The organism is Micromonospora reichwaldensis, assembly GCF_031845925.1.
GTDB classification, from domain to species: domain Bacteria; phylum Actinomycetota; class Actinomycetes; order Mycobacteriales; family Micromonosporaceae; genus Micromonospora; species Micromonospora reichwaldensis.
On the sequence record NZ_JAVRFL010000022.1, the window covers coordinates 43,025 to 56,208 of the forward strand.

Annotated in this window: 14 protein-coding genes; 9 read left to right on the forward strand and 5 right to left on the reverse strand. The window is 75.8% G+C overall.

Annotated elements, in window-relative coordinates; all coding sequences use genetic code 11:
- Positions 1-86: 86 nt before the first annotated feature.
- Positions 87-1,388 (reverse strand): 3-phosphoshikimate 1-carboxyvinyltransferase, encoded by a 1,302-nt coding sequence (gene aroA, locus RM555_RS19075; protein WP_311413031.1) that lies wholly within the window; start codon positions 1,386-1,388, stop codon positions 87-89.
- A gap of 102 nt (positions 1,389-1,490) precedes the next feature.
- Here aroA and RM555_RS19080 point away from each other — a divergent pair, with 102 nt between their 5' ends.
- The 5 genes from RM555_RS19080 to rsrA all read left to right on the forward strand — a co-directional run bounded on the left by RM555_RS19080 (position 1,491) and on the right by rsrA (position 4,928).
- Positions 1,491-2,201 carry an SOS response-associated peptidase gene (locus RM555_RS19080; protein ID WP_311413032.1) on the forward strand — a complete coding sequence of 237 codons (711 nt, stop codon included), beginning with the start codon at positions 1,491-1,493 and terminating at the stop codon, positions 2,199-2,201.
- A 194-nt stretch (positions 2,202-2,395) separates the two neighbouring features.
- On the forward strand, positions 2,396-2,788 hold the full coding sequence (locus tag RM555_RS19085; protein ID WP_121399693.1) for a WhiB family transcriptional regulator: 393 nt from the start codon (positions 2,396-2,398) through the stop codon (positions 2,786-2,788).
- A gap of 83 nt (positions 2,789-2,871) precedes the next feature.
- Complete coding sequence (locus tag RM555_RS19090) at positions 2,872-3,486, forward strand: alpha/beta hydrolase family protein (protein WP_311413033.1); 615 nt, start codon at positions 2,872-2,874, stop codon at positions 3,484-3,486.
- Between the two features lie 313 nt (positions 3,487-3,799).
- Positions 3,800-4,639, forward strand: coding sequence for a sigma-70 family RNA polymerase sigma factor (locus RM555_RS19095; RefSeq protein ID WP_311413034.1), 840 nt, complete (start codon positions 3,800-3,802; stop codon positions 4,637-4,639).
- A gap of 1 nt (position 4,640) precedes the next feature.
- Positions 4,641-4,928, forward strand: coding sequence for a mycothiol system anti-sigma-R factor (rsrA, locus tag RM555_RS19100; protein WP_311413035.1), 288 nt, complete (start codon positions 4,641-4,643; stop codon positions 4,926-4,928).
- Positions 4,929-5,064: 136 nt separating this feature from the next.
- On the opposite strand, the gene RM555_RS31050 is transcribed toward rsrA, so the two are convergent.
- Positions 5,065-5,139 carry a 50S ribosomal protein bL37 gene (locus RM555_RS31050; RefSeq protein WP_369700219.1) on the reverse strand — a complete coding sequence of 25 codons (75 nt, stop codon included), beginning with the start codon at positions 5,137-5,139 and terminating at the stop codon, positions 5,065-5,067.
- Between the two features lie 277 nt (positions 5,140-5,416).
- On the opposite strand from RM555_RS31050, the gene RM555_RS19110 reads away from it, so the two are divergent.
- Positions 5,417-5,632 (forward strand): biotin/lipoyl-binding carrier protein, encoded by a 216-nt coding sequence (locus RM555_RS19110; protein ID WP_088973021.1) that lies wholly within the window; start codon positions 5,417-5,419, stop codon positions 5,630-5,632.
- The gene (locus RM555_RS19115) at positions 5,629-6,138 is read left to right on the forward strand and encodes a GNAT family N-acetyltransferase (protein WP_311413036.1); all 510 of its coding nucleotides are present in this window, start codon (positions 5,629-5,631) and stop codon (positions 6,136-6,138) included. The genes RM555_RS19110 and RM555_RS19115 overlap by 4 nt, the downstream gene beginning before the upstream one ends.
- Before the next feature lie 18 nt (positions 6,139-6,156).
- On the opposite strand, the gene RM555_RS19120 is transcribed toward RM555_RS19115, so the two are convergent.
- Complete coding sequence (locus tag RM555_RS19120; protein ID WP_396888810.1) at positions 6,157-7,908, reverse strand: tetratricopeptide repeat protein; 1,752 nt, start codon at positions 7,906-7,908, stop codon at positions 6,157-6,159.
- A 245-nt stretch (positions 7,909-8,153) separates the two neighbouring features.
- Here RM555_RS19120 and RM555_RS19125 point away from each other — a divergent pair, with 245 nt between their 5' ends.
- Together RM555_RS19125 and RM555_RS19130 are read left to right on the forward strand one after the other, a co-directional pair.
- On the forward strand, positions 8,154-9,185 hold the full coding sequence (locus RM555_RS19125; protein WP_132231368.1) for an SIS domain-containing protein: 1,032 nt from the start codon (positions 8,154-8,156) through the stop codon (positions 9,183-9,185).
- Positions 9,186-9,210: 25 nt separating this feature from the next.
- Complete coding sequence (locus tag RM555_RS19130) at positions 9,211-10,827, forward strand: histidine kinase N-terminal domain-containing protein (protein WP_311413038.1); 1,617 nt, start codon at positions 9,211-9,213, stop codon at positions 10,825-10,827.
- Positions 10,828-10,871: 44 nt separating this feature from the next.
- On the opposite strand, the gene RM555_RS19135 is transcribed toward RM555_RS19130, so the two are convergent.
- Both RM555_RS19135 and RM555_RS19140 read right to left on the reverse strand, forming a co-directional pair.
- Positions 10,872-12,269, reverse strand: a complete 1,398-nt coding sequence (locus RM555_RS19135) for a glycosyltransferase family 39 protein (RefSeq protein ID WP_396888811.1) — start codon at positions 12,267-12,269, stop codon at positions 10,872-10,874.
- A gap of 165 nt (positions 12,270-12,434) precedes the next feature.
- Positions 12,435-12,902 carry a hypothetical protein gene (locus tag RM555_RS19140; protein WP_311413039.1) on the reverse strand — a complete coding sequence of 156 codons (468 nt, stop codon included), beginning with the start codon at positions 12,900-12,902 and terminating at the stop codon, positions 12,435-12,437.
- Between the last annotated feature and the right edge of the window lie 282 nt (positions 12,903-13,184).

The following is a 13,184-nucleotide window of genomic DNA, read 5'->3' on the forward strand; positions in this document are numbered from 1 at the left end:
GGGCGCGACGACCTGCCGGGCCGCACCCGGACGTCGTCCTCGTCGTACTCCCGCCGTCTGGTCGCCAGGACCCGCCCCCCTTCGTGTCAGCTCTTGCCGGTCACCAACGCCGACCATAGTGCCGGAAACTCGGGCATGGTCTTCGAGGTGCACCCCACGTCGCTCAACTCGATGCCGGGGACGGCCAGGCCGGCCACGGCGGCGGCGTGCGCCATCCGGTGGTCGTGGTAGGTCTCGAACACCCCGCCGTGCAGCGGCCGGGGCCGGATCTCGAGCCCGTCGGGGGACTCGGTGATGTCGGCGCCGAGCGCGGCGAACTCCCGCGCCAGCGCGGTCAGCCGGTCGGTCTCGTGGCCGCGGATGTGGCCGACGCCGGTGAACACCGACGGCGAGTCGGCGAGCATGGCCAGCGCGGTGAGCGCCGGGGTCAGCTCGCTGACGTCGGAGAGGTCGGCCTCGATGCCGTGCACCGCGCCGGTGCCCCGGACCGTCAGCCCGTCGGTGGAGAGGGTCACCTCGCCGCCCATCCGCTGGAGCAGCGAGCGGAGCTGCTCGACGGGCTGGGCGCTGCTGCGCGGCCAGCCCTGGAGGGTCACCTCCCCGCCGGTGACCAGGGCGGCGGCGAAGAACGGCACGGCGCCCGACAGGTCGGGCTCGATCTGCCAGCCGCGCCCCGTCAGCGGGCCCGGCTCGACCACCCACACGTCGGGGGTGCCGTCGTCGACCGCCGCGCCGGCGGCCCGGAGCATCTGCACCGTCATCCGCAGGTGCGGCGCGGAGGGCACCGGCGGGCCCACGTGCCGGACCACCACGCCCCGGTCGAAGCGCGGCGCGGCCAGCAGCAGGCCGGAGACGAGTTGGCTGGAAGCGGAGGCGTCGATCACCACCTCGCCGCCGGCCACCCGCCCGGTGCCGAGCACGGTCAGCGGCAGGCTGCCGGTGGCGGGGGCGTCCACGCGCGCGCCGAGGGAGCGCAGCGCCCCGATCAGCGGGCCGAGGGGCCGGGTGCGGGCCTGCGGGTCGCCGTCGAAGGTGATCCGCCCGTCGGCCAGGCCCGCCACGGGCGGGACGAAGCGCATCACGGTGCCGGCCAGGCCGACGTCGACGTGTGCGGGGCCGACCAGCGGGTGGGGGCGGACCAGCCAGCGCTCGTCGTCGCTGATCGACATGTGCGCGCCCATCGCGCGCAGCCCGGCGGCCATCAGCTCGGTGTCCCGTGCGCGCAGCGGCCCGGCCAGGGTCGACGGGCCGCCGGCCAGCGCGCTCAGCACCAGGGCGCGCGCGGTCATCGACTTGGACCCGGGCAGGCGCAGCGTCGCCGCGACCGGGTCGGAGGCGGTCGGAGCGGTCCACGGCTGCGGCGGCCGGGTCGCGATCAGGTTCCCCACGGTTACATTCTGCCGCGTCCGACGGCGGGTGGCGCCGGCCGGCACGCGTCCTCCCGGTCAGCGGGACAGCCGGGCGCCGCGCGGCGGGTTAGCGTGTGCGGCATGTGCGGGAGGTACGCGACGACCCGGAGCGCGGGCGACCTGAGCGCGCTGTTCGAGTCCCAGGACGAGACCGGCGGCGGGGTCGGCCCCGACCACAACGTCGCGCCCACCGACCCGGTGCCGCTGGTGCGGGTCAGCCCGGAGGGCCACCGCGCGTTGTCGGTCGGCCGCTGGGGCCTGGTCCCGTCCTGGTCGAGGTCGCCCGCGGGTGCCGCCCGCATGATCAACGCCCGCGCCGAGACGGTCGCCACCAGCCGGGCGTACGCCGGGGCCTTCGCCCGCCGCCGCTGCCTCGTCCCCGCCGACGGCTGGTACGAGTGGGTCCGCGCGGCCGACGGGCGCAAGCAGCCCTACTACATGACCCCGTCGAACGGCTCGGTGCTCGCCTTCGCCGGCATCTGGTCGGTCTGGGACGGCTCCGGCGGTCCACTGCTGACCTTCAGCGTGCTCACCACCGCCGCGCTGGGCGAGTTGGCCGAGGTGCACGACCGGATGCCGCTGCTGCTGCCCCGCGACCGATGGGGGGCGTGGCTGGCGTCGACCGACGAGCCGGCGGGCCTGCTCGCGCCGCCCCCGCCCGACTGGCTCGCGACGCTGGAGATCCGCCCGGTGGGCACGGCGGTGGGCGACGTGCGTAACGACGGGCCGCAGTTGACCGAGAGGGTGCCGCTCGCCCGGGCCGCCGCGCCGGAGGAAATGACGCTCTTCTGACAGTCCGACACATTGTCGGGCGTGATTTGCCAGAGTTGCGGGCGAAACGTCGCCCCGACGTTCACCCATATTCGCCGTGAAGTCTTGTCCCGGTGTCCGGAAGTGCGATACAACACAGCGCCGGTAGTGGGCGCGACTCGCACGGGGCGGACGACGCACACCGATCTTGCCGGTCCCACGGGGGAGGTGGGTGGATGACACGGGCACGTATGCCCCGGCCGCACGAGGTGGCCACCGCACGACGTGATCCGCGGCTGTTGCGGGCGTTGCGGGAGCGGCGACAGGACGAGGCGTGGCGCACCAGGGGAACCTGCCAGAACGTCGACCCGGAAACGTTCTTTCCGGCGCCGAACGAGCCAGCCGACGCGGCCGTCGCACTCTGCCGGAGCTGTGACGTGCAGGGATCCTGCCTGGCCTGGGCGCTTGACGTGGGTGACTGCCACGGCGTCTGGGGCGGCACCACCCCGCGCGAACGGCGGGCGATGCTGGTCGCCTGGCGCGACGAGGTGCAACCGGATCCGGACGCCGCCCGCGAGGCGGGTCCTCCGGTCCGGGACCGGCTGCTCACCCTGGTGCCGCTGAGCTGACCGTCGACTGAACCGGTCGCAGCCGGCCCGCCATCTCGGCGGGCCGGCTGCCCGTCGTGCCCCGGACACCGCAGAATGGGCCGATGCCCGAGGACGACGACGTACCCACCCCGCGCGGGCCCGCCCGGGTCGACACCGACCTGCCGGCGGGGGCGCCGAGCGCCCTGCTGGTGCTCGGGCACGGCGCGGGCGGCGACGTCGACGCCCCCGACCTGCGTGCGCTCCGGGACGCGGCGGTCGACGCCGGGCTGGTGGTGGCCCGGGTGACCCAGCCGTACCGCGTCGCCGGACGGCGTGCGCCGGCACCGGCGGGGCACCTCGACGAGGCGTGGACCGCCGTGCTCGCCGTGCTGCGGCAGCGGCATCCCGGCGTACCGCTGCTGGTGGGCGGCCGGTCCAGTGGCGCGCGGGTGGCGTGCCGCACCGCGCCCGCGGTGGGCGCCGCCGGGGTCGTCGCGCTCGCGTTCCCGCTGCACCCGCCCGGCCGCCCGGAGCGGTCGCGGGCGGCGGAGTTGGCGACCGGCCTGCCGACCCTCGTGGTCAACGGCGACCGTGACCCGTTCGGGGTGCCGGAGCCGGGGCCGGGGGTGCACGTGGTGACCCGCCCGGGGGAGCGGCACGACCTGCGGGGGGACCCGGCCGGCACGGCCGCCGTGGTGCGCGACTGGCTGCGCGGGCGGGGCTGGGCGCGGGGCTGACCGCCACCCCCGCCGTCCTCGCCGCCCACGCGACCGGGACCGGCGCCCGCCGTGACCGGGGTGCGGGCGCGCTCCGGCGGCGGACGCCCGGCGCTCCGGCGGGCCGTGTCCGCCTGCCGCGGCGGTTCGTTGCATCGGATGGCGCCGGACGCCCGGTTCGGGCGGGCGGCGCCGGTCCTCCCAGGCCCTTCCTGGTCCCAGCGTCGGCCTCCGCCGGCGCCGGGACCAGGAACGGGGGAGGCGAGCGGAATGCCCCGCCCCGTCGGGGGCGTTGCACCCCCCGGGACGACATTTCTGGCGAGGGGGGAGACCGGTGCCGACCGAGACGCGGGTCCGGGAACGGGACGAGCGGGGAGCGCGGCAGTGGCGACGGCTGCTGGGCGGCCCGGACTGGCCCGCGGTGGTGCCGCCGGTCGGCCCGGCCGCGGCGAGCACGCACACGGTGAGTACGAGCACACCCGCCGGAAGTGAATCTGCGGGCACGTCCGTACGCGTATCCTCGGCGGGACAGCATCCGACGCGAGGGGATGTGCGGTTGACCACCGAGAAGACGGACGAGCGCAGGGCCCGCTTCGAGCGGGACGCGATGCCCTTCGTCGATCAGCTCTACGCTGCCGGGCTGCGGATGACCCGCAACCCGGCGGATGCCGAGGACCTGGTCCAGGAGACCTACCTGAAGGCGTACGCCGCCTTCCACCAGTTCGAGCAGGGCACGAACCTGAAGGCCTGGCTCTACCGGATCCTGACCAACACCTACATCAACTCCTACCGCAAGCGGCAGCGCCAGCCCATCCAGGCGCCGACCGACGAGATCACCGACTGGCAGCTCGCCGAGGCCGAGTCGCACACCTCCAGCGGGCTGCGCTCGGCCGAGACCGAGGCGCTGGACCGGCTGCCGGACAGCGACGTCAAGGAGGCCCTCCAGCAGCTGCCGGAGGAGTTCCGCCTGGCCGTCTACCTCACCGACGTCGAGGGCTTCTCCTACAAGGAGGTCGCCGACATCATGGGCACGCCGATCGGCACGGTCATGTCGCGTCTGCACCGGGGCCGGCGTAATCTGCGCAAGCTGCTCGAACAGTACGCCGCCGAGCGGGGCTTCAGCGCCGCGGCGTCGAAGAAGGGCTCGACCGCTTCCGCCGGCCGGGAGGTCTGACATGAGCTGTGGAGATCCGCACGAGACGGATTGCCGCGAGGTCATCGCGGAGGTCTACCTCTACCTGGATCTGGAGTGCGCCGACGAGCGGCGCACGCTGATCCGGCACCACCTCGACGAGTGCGGCCCGTGCCTGCGCGAGTACGGCATCGAGCAGGAGGTGCGGGCGCTGGTGGCCCGCTGCTGCGGCAACGAGACCGCGCCCGACCAGCTGCGGGAGCGGCTGCGGCTGCGCCTCACCGAGCTGGTCGTCTTCGAGGGCACCGAGTCGAAGGAGCTTGCCGACTGAGGTCGGGCCGGGTGCGGCAGCCGACCGAGGTCGGTGCCCCCGGAGACAGCAACGCCGGTGGCCCGGGTCGTGACGACCCGGGCCACCGGCGTCTGCGCCGACTGGTCGACGCCGGGCCGTGGGGCCCGGCCGCCGGTCAGGAGTTGGGGCGCTTGCCGTGGTTCGCGCCGCTCTTCTTGCGGGCCTTCTTCTTGCGGGCCTTCTTCGCCATGGTGACCTCCTCGTGATGGTCGGATCCCGCCTGCGCACGATCTCGGCGCCGGTGCACGCACCGGTCCTCCCGGCGCCGGGTCCGACCCGCTGATGCTAGTGCGGCCGGCACCCGCCGTCGTCCGCCGGGGCCGCCGACGCCGCGCCACGCCGCACGACCCGCCGGGGGACCGCCCCTGAGTCGATCATCGACCCGGCCCGCGCCGCTCCACGCCCGCCGGAGGTCGCCCGCATGATTGGATACGTCGGCAGGCAACCGCGAGAGGGAGGGCCCGAAGATGGCCGAGGAGATCCGCGCCGAGATGGTGGCGAACGTCTGGAAGGTCGTCGCGTCGGCCGGGGACACCGTGTCCGAGGGGGACACCCTGGTGATCCTGGAGTCGATGAAGATGGAGATCCCGGTCGTCGCCGAGTCCGACGGCGTCGTCAAGCAGCTCGCGGTCAACGAGGGCGACGTCGTGCAGGACGGTGACCTGATCGCGGTGATCGATTGACCGGCCTCTCGGTACGCCGGGCCGGGCCGGCCGACTTCGCGGCGGTGGCCCGGCTGACGGTGGCCGCGTACGAGGCGGACGGCCAGCTGAAGAACGAGCACGGCTACGCCGCCGTACTCGCCGACGTGGCGTCCCGGGCCCGGGACGGCGAGGTGCTCGTCGCCGTCGACGACGCCACCGGCGAGCTGCTCGGCTCGGTGACCCTCGTCCTGCCCGGCACCCGCTACGCCGAGCTGTCCCGGGCGGGTGAGGCGGAGTTCCGGATGCTGGCGGTGGACCCGGCCGCGCAGGGGCGGGGCGTCGGCGCGGCGCTGGTCGAGGCCTGCGTGTCGCGGGCGACCGAGCTGGGCTGCTCCGCAGTCGTCATCTGCGTCCGCGAGGGCTTCGCCGCCTCCGCCCAGCGGCTCTACCGGCGTCGTGGCTTCGTGCGGGTGCCAGAGCTGGACTGGGCGCCCGTGGACGGGGTGCACCTGCTCGGCCTGCGGCTGGAGCTGTCCGGCGCGTGAGGCCCCGGCGACGACGGCTCACCGGCGCCTGAGGAGCCCCCAGAGGCGGCGCAGGCGGGAACGCGGCCGGGGGACCTGGCCGGTGACCGTCAGCGCGGTGGCCAGGGCCGCCGTCTCCGGGTCCAGGGCCGGGCTGGCCAGGGCCAGGTGCGCCAGCGACGGCGCGATCGGCGCCGGGCGGCTCCGGGCGACCGCTGCCACGTCGGCCAGCCGCTCGGTCACCACCCGGGCCACGTCGGCGCGCACGTCCGGGTCGACCCAGGCGGCGGTGACCAGGGCGAACAGGGCCGCCTCGGTGACCCAGTCCTCGACGCCCCAGACCAGGTCCAGCAGCACCCGGCGCCGGGTCGACTCCGCCCACGGCTCGTCGGTGCGGTGGTGCAGCAGGCCCAGGCACGCCCACACCTGGACGCAGCGCACCCAGAGCGAGGGGTCCTGCCCGAGTACCCGGCCCAGCGCGGTCGGCGGCGCCTCCGGCGGGTGCGCCAGCAGGCCGAGCAGGTCGTCCAGCTCCAGGGTGGCCAGGCCGACCGCCGCGTCGTACGCCGCCGGCGGGTGCGGCCACGCCGGGTGGGCGAGCTGCCGCAGCCGCGCCGCCGCCTCCGGCGAGGGCGCCGGCACGGCGGGCACGACCGTCGTCCCGTCGTGCTCCCAGAGCCGCCGGGCGGTCGCCCGCCGGGGCTCGCGCGGGTCCGGGTCGGGCACGCCGGCCACCTCGATCCGCAGCCCGGGCGCGGCCGTCGCGGCGGCACGCAGCGCGCTGGGCGGCGGGGGCTGCTCCAGCCGTACGGCGCCGAGGCCGACGCGCTCGTCGGTGACGGCCTGACGCAGCGCGTCCACCACCGGCCCGGTCGCCGGGGTGACCTGCCCGAGCCAGGGGCGGCTCCGGCAGCTCTCGGCCAGGTCGCCGTGCTCGTGCGTGTCGTCGGGATGGTCCCGGACGAAGTCGGCGAGCGCGACCAGGTGCGCCACGTCGCCGTCGCGCTGGTGCCGCAGCCGGTGCGCGGTGTGCACGGCGCACTCGAAGGAGGGGTCCCGGGCCAGCGCCCGGTCTATCCAGTCGAGCGCCTCGTCGAGCCGCCCGTTGTCGGCGAGCGTGCCGGCGATGTCGGCGTAGACGGTGAGGTCGTCGGGGTCGTGCGCGACGGCGCGGCCGAGTGCCGCCAGCGCCTCCCGGGTGCGCCCGGCGCTGCGGTACGCGTACCCGAGCCACACCTCGCCGATCTTCGACGGCTCCGCGCGTACGCCCCGGGCGGCCCAGCGGATCGCCAGGTCGACCTCGCCGACGCGCCTGGCCAGCGCGGACGCCGCGCCCAGCAGCAGGCCGTGCTCGGGGTGGACGGTGACCGCGTTGCGGGCCAGTGCCAGGTAGGGGGCCAGGGCGGCCCGGCCGGCCCGGGGCACCGGGTCGGGCGCGGCGGCGCAGACCTGCATGAGGATCCGGGCGGCCCGGTCCGGTTCGAGGCGTTCGGCGAGTTCCGGGGTGGTCACCCACGGCACCCCGGCCCAGTCCGTCCCCGGCGCGTGGCCGGTCGCCGCGACCAGCAGGTCCAGCCCCTCGGCGGGCCGGCCGGCGGCGGCGAGCAGGTGCGCGCGGGCCACGACGGTGCCGACGAACGCGTGGCCCTGGAGCGGGAAGAGGTCGACGCCGCCCGCGCCGTCGGTGGCGGCGAGCCGGGCGAGGGTCTCGTGCACCTCGGGCAGGGTCGGGGCCTGGGCCAGCGCGGCGGCGACGTGACCGGCCGCGTGTGCCAGGTCGTTGTCGTCCATGGCGAGGCGGGCCAGGGCAAGTTCCTCCGCCGCGGACAGCGACCGGTCGTCCTCGGGCACGTCGTCCTCTCGCTCGTCGGTCGGTGGGGCCGGGCAAGCCTAGGTGATGTTGCGCCGGGATGGTGATCATCTGCGCACTACTGCTCGTTCGATTGCTCAGGCCAGCGCAAACGTGCAAGACTGAGCAGGAAACGCGCGGCAACCGCGCAGTGGGAGGAGTTTCCGTGACGCGTGCAGGGGCCGGCATGGCGGCCGACATCGACGAGCAGCCGGCGGGCTACGAGCGGCTGCTCTCCGCCGAGCACGCCGGGGCGATCGCCCGGGTGGCGGCGGTCATCGCGGAACGCCGCCCGCGGCACGTGGTCTTCACCGCCCGGGGCACCTCCGACCACGCGGCCCTCTACGGGGCGTACCTGACCGAGATCCGGCTCGGCCTGCCCGCCGGCCTCGCCTCGCCCAGCGTCGTCACCCTCTACGGCGCGAAGCCGGACCTCTCCGACGCGCTGGTCGTCGGCGTCAGCCAGAGCGGCGGCTCGCCCGACCTCGCCGAGGTGCTGCGGACCGCCCGCGCCTCCGGCGCGCTGACCCTCGCGGTCACCAACGCGCCCGACTCCCGGCTGGCCGGCGTCGCCGAGCTGAGCGTCGACATCGCCGCCGGGCACGAGCGCGCGGTGGCCGCCACCAAGACCTACACCGCCGAGCTGCTCGCCCTGCTGATGCTCGTCGAGGGCGTCCGGGCCGGCGACGGCGCGCTGCCCGCCGACGAACGCGAGGCGCTCGCCGCCCTGCCCGAGCTGGCCGCGCGCACCCTGGAGGACACCACCCCCACCCAGCTCGCGCCCCGCTACCGGTTCGCCGGCCAGCTCGTCACCACCGGTCGTGGGTACGCGTACCCGACCGCCCGCGAGGCCGCGCTGAAGCTGATGGAGACCTCCTACCTGCCGGCGCTCGCGTTCTCCGGCGCCGACCTGCTGCACGGCCCGCTCGCCATGACCGACCCGGACGTGCCGGTGCTCGCCGTGGTCGGCTCCGGGCCGGGCGGCCGGTCGATGGGCGAGGTGCTGCCCCGCCTCGGCGAGCGCCGCGCCGACGTGGTGGTGGTCGGCTCCGCCGACGTCGAGGGCGCCACCCGGATGGCCGTCCCCGAGGTCGACGAGCGCTACGCGCCGCTGCTGGACATCCTGCCGTTGCAGCGCCTGGCGCTGGCGCTGGCGCTCGCCCGGGGCGAGGACCCGGACGCGCCGCGCGGGCTGAAGAAGGTCACCGCGACGATGTGACGCCCGTCGTGGCACGCTGGGCAACGTGTCCACGCTGCGCAACCTCGCCGAGGAGCACACCCGCCTCCGCCCGGCCGACATCGACCACCTGCACCGGATCGCCGGCGACTGGCAGTTGCTCTCCGATCTGTCCTTCGCCGACCTGCTGCTCTGGGTGCCCGTGGACGGTGACGGCGCGTTCCTCTGCGTCGCCCAGGTCCGGCCGACGACCGCGCCCACCGCGTACCTGGACGACCAGGTGGGGCGGATCGTCGGCGGACCCGAGGTGGCCCACCTGGAGGTGGCCCACCGGCAGGGCCGGATCTGGCGGGAGGGCGACCCGGTCTGGTACGGCGACGTACCGGCCCGGCACGAGGCGATCCCGGTCCGGTTGCGCACCACCGACGGGGAGGCCGGCGAGGTGATCGCCGTGGTGGGGCGGGACACCAACCTCTCCACCGCGCGCACCCCGAGCCAGCTGGAGCTGAACTACCTCACCACCGCCGACGACCTGGCCCAGATGATCGCCGACGGGACCTTCCCGCCGCCGCGCCATCCCGGGGAGACCACGTCGGCCCCGCGCGTCGGCGACGGGCTGGTCCGGCTCGACGCCGGCGGCAAGGTCACCTACGCGAGCCCGAACGCGCAGTCGGCGTACCGGCGGCTGGGCTACGCCTCCCACTTGGTGGGCGAGGACCTGGCGGCGCTGCACCGCCGGCTGGCGAGCGACCCGCTGGAGGGCACGGACGCGGCGAACGGCATCCTCGCGGCGCTGCGCGGCGAGGCGCCGCCCCGCCGGGAGATCGACGCGCGGGGCGCGACGATGCTCACCCGGGCGCTGCCGCTGATGCCCGCCGGGGTGCCGATCGGCGCGCTGGTGCTGGTCCGCGACATCACCGAGGTACGCCGCCGGGACCGTGCCCTGATCACCAAGGACGCCACCATCCGGGAGATCCACCACCGGGTGAAGAACAACCTCCAGACCGTCGCCGCCCTGCTGCGGCTCCAGGCCCGCCGGGTGTCCATGCCCGAGGCCCGGGTGGCCCTGGAGGAGTCGGTACGCCGGGTCGCCTCCATCGCGCTGGTGCACGAGACCCTCTCCATGTCCAGCGACGAGGCGGTCGAGTTCGACGGCATCGTCGACCGGGTGGCCAGCGCCGCCACGGAGGTGGCCGCGACGGAGGCCACGGTCGGCATGCGCCGCGAGGGCAGCTTCGGCGTGCTGCCCGCCGAGGTCGCCACGTCGCTGGTGATGGTGCTCAACGAGTTGCTGCTCAACGCCGTCGAGCACGGCTTCCCGCCGGCCGCCGAAACGCCCGGCGGCCCGACCGGCCCCGGAACCCCCGCCCCGGCCGAGGCCCGGCCGCCCGCCCCGGGAGCGGCCGTGGCGGAGGCGGCCGGTCCGGTCGAGCCGGAGGTGGTGCTGTCGGCGCACCGGTTCCGCAAGATGCTGCACGTCTCCGTCACCGACAACGGGCGCGGGCTGCCGCCCGACTTCGACGCCGAGCGGAGCGGCAACCTCGGCTTGCAGATCGTCCGCGCGCTGGTCACCGGCGAGCTGCGCGGCACCATCGAGCTGCGCGACGGCGCGAAGGGCGGCACCGAGGCGACGCTCGTCGTCCCGCTGGTGCGCAACGCCCCCGAGGGCCGTTCCGCCGGCTGACCCGGACGCGTCGGCGCGAGCGCCGGGGGTGCGGGGGCGGTGGGTCAGCGGGTGAGCAGGGCGACGGTGAGTCCCGGGCGCGGCCAGACCCGTTCGACGGTGTAGTCGGCGCGCAGCGCGTCGCCCTTGGCGCCGGCGACGGCGGCCAGGGGATCGTCGCGGCGGCCGGCCACGACCAGCCAGACCCGATCCGCGCCGGCCAGGCACTCTGCGGGGCGGGCGCACTCGGCGGCCCACAGGTCGCCCCGGCGGGCCTGGTCCTGTGTCACCAGCACGTCGCGGGGCCGACGGTCGCCCAGGTGGTACGCGAGGCCAAGGTCGAGGAAGAGCCAGCTCTCCCGGGGGGAGTAGACGACCGCGTCGCCCGGCCGCTGACCGTCGGCGACGATCCGGGCCGCGCCCCGGTAGTCCACCGTCGCGCTGCGCGGCCACTCGTGGGTACGCCGCAGCGCCGCCTGGTCGGGCAGCCCGAGCAGCCCGGCCAGGGCGACGACGGCCAGCGCGGGCGGCAGCGGCACGGTCGCCAGCGCCGCGCCGGCGAGCAGGCAGGCGAAGGGCACCACGAAGACGAGGTACCGGGGCACCCAGAGCGGTACGACCAGCCCCGCGGCGAAGAGCAGCAGCACGGGCAGCAGCACGGCGAGCCCGGGCAGGAGTGCGCGCCGGCCCAGCCGGGCCGCACCGAGCGCCGCGAGGCCGAGCAGCAGACCCCCCACCACCCCGCTCTGCGCCACCCCGGTCGGCAGCGTCGTCAGGTCGGTCAGCCGGGCGGTGTCCACCCAGCCGAGCTGCCGGGACCGCTGCCCTCTGGCCAGCAACACCAGCGGTGCCAGCAGCAGCGCCGCCGGCACCAGGGCGAGCACCCAGCGCAGCGGGCGGTTCGGCGGCCGGTCGCGGGGAGCGGCGAACACCGCCACCGCGTGGGCGGCGAGCAGGGTGAGCGCGACCAGGTGGACGAGGCCGAGTGCGGCCACGGCGACGGCGTACCCGGCCCAGCGGGCCCAACCTGGCCGGGTCAGCGCCGCGACCAGCAGCAGGGTCGCCAGCACGGCGAAGAACGTGGCCAGCGCGTACGGGCGGGCCTCCTGGCCGTACCGCGAGGTGCCCGGCAGCACCGCGAGGAGCAGCCCGGCGAGCAGCCCGGCCCGGGCACCGAGCAGCCGCTGCCCGAGGACCGCCGTCAGCCCCGCCGTGGCGGCCATGGCCAGTGCGGCGGGCAGCCGCAGCGCGGGGACCGAATCGCCGAAGACCGCCAACCAGGCGTGCATGAACAGGTAGTAGGGACTGGTGGCGGCGTCGATGGTGCCGGCGAGCCGGACCAGGTCTACGGGCGACCGACTCGCCGCACTCCAGGTGGCCAACTCGTCGCGCCACGGCTGCGCCCGGCCGATCCCGGTCAGCACGACAGCCAGGGTGAGCAGCGTCGGCGCGATCCAGACCACCCGATCCGTGCGGCCCGGCCCGCCTGTCGCCTCGTTCGTAGGCCCGCCCGTCACCTCGCCCGGCGGCGAGACGGGCTCGCCGGGCAGATCAGCGGAACCGGTCACACACCGCAGCGTCACACAGTCCAGCCGCCCGGTACGCCGATCCGCCGATCAGGGCCGGCGTCACGCCTCGACCGTGACCCCGTGCTTCCCACAGGTGGCGACGAGATGGGGCAGCGCCTGGCGCAGCGAGTGCAGGTAGAAGTCCGCCCCCGGGCCGGGCTCGCCGCGCCTGAGCTGGACGCGTTCCACCAGCCCGACGCTGGTGACCCCGACGCGGACCAGGTCGGGGTGTCCGGACGTCCCGAAGAGACGGTTCAACTCGACCAGGTCCTCGTGGGGCACGGTGTCCCCACGCTCGCCGCGGAGCAGAACTCCGGCCGAGCGGCAGGCGCGTACGCCGCTGTCCTCGTCATCCGGCGGTGCGAAGCTCCGGTACGCCACCACGGCGCCGGCCCCCACCAGAAGCAGACCGAGCAGGGCGGCGGCGACCACCACGACGCGGCGTCGACGCCGGGAATCCGGGCCGGCGGCCGGGGCGGTCGCCGTCCCGGTGCCCGCCGTGGCGGAGTCGACGTGCGGGTCGGTCATGGGGGTTTCCTCCGTTGGGGTGGCGGCGGAGCCTAGCATCGGCGGTGGTCGGGGTGTGGCCCGTGATGTGGGATCCCGCACGCACTCGTTGGCCGGCCCCCGTCGGGTGTGGCAGCATGACTTCCATGACCGCCGCTGTCGTCCGCCGCTTCGTGGCTCGTCGCCACGTCGACTACGGCCGCGTGCGCAGCGCGATCTGTCCGGCCCACTGACGACGCCCGATCACTCTGTCTCGGGCGCGCCTCGCGCCGGCTGTTCCGACACCGTTGTCGCCAGCCCGTT

What these genes read in the sequence shown, in the direction of transcription:
- RM555_RS19080 (WP_311413032.1), top strand. Translation starts at nt 1,491, where the DNA reads ATGTGCGGGAGGTACGCGACGACCCGGAGCGCGGGCGACCTGAGCGCG.
- RM555_RS19085 (WP_121399693.1), top strand. Translation starts at nt 2,396, where the DNA reads ATGACACGGGCACGTATGCCCCGGCCGCACGAGGTGGCCACCGCACGA.
- RM555_RS19090 (WP_311413033.1), top strand. Translation starts at nt 2,872, where the DNA reads ATGCCCGAGGACGACGACGTACCCACCCCGCGCGGGCCCGCCCGGGTC.
- rsrA (WP_311413035.1), top strand. Translation starts at nt 4,641, where the DNA reads ATGAGCTGTGGAGATCCGCACGAGACGGATTGCCGCGAGGTCATCGCG.
- RM555_RS19110 (WP_088973021.1), top strand. Translation starts at nt 5,417, where the DNA reads ATGGCCGAGGAGATCCGCGCCGAGATGGTGGCGAACGTCTGGAAGGTC.
- RM555_RS19120 (WP_396888810.1), bottom strand. Translation starts at nt 7,908, where the DNA reads ATGGACGACAACGACCTGGCACACGCGGCCGGTCACGTCGCCGCCGCG.
- RM555_RS19125 (WP_132231368.1), top strand. Translation starts at nt 8,154, where the DNA reads ATGGCGGCCGACATCGACGAGCAGCCGGCGGGCTACGAGCGGCTGCTC.
- RM555_RS19140 (WP_311413039.1), bottom strand. Translation starts at nt 12,902, where the DNA reads ATGACCGACCCGCACGTCGACTCCGCCACGGCGGGCACCGGGACGGCG.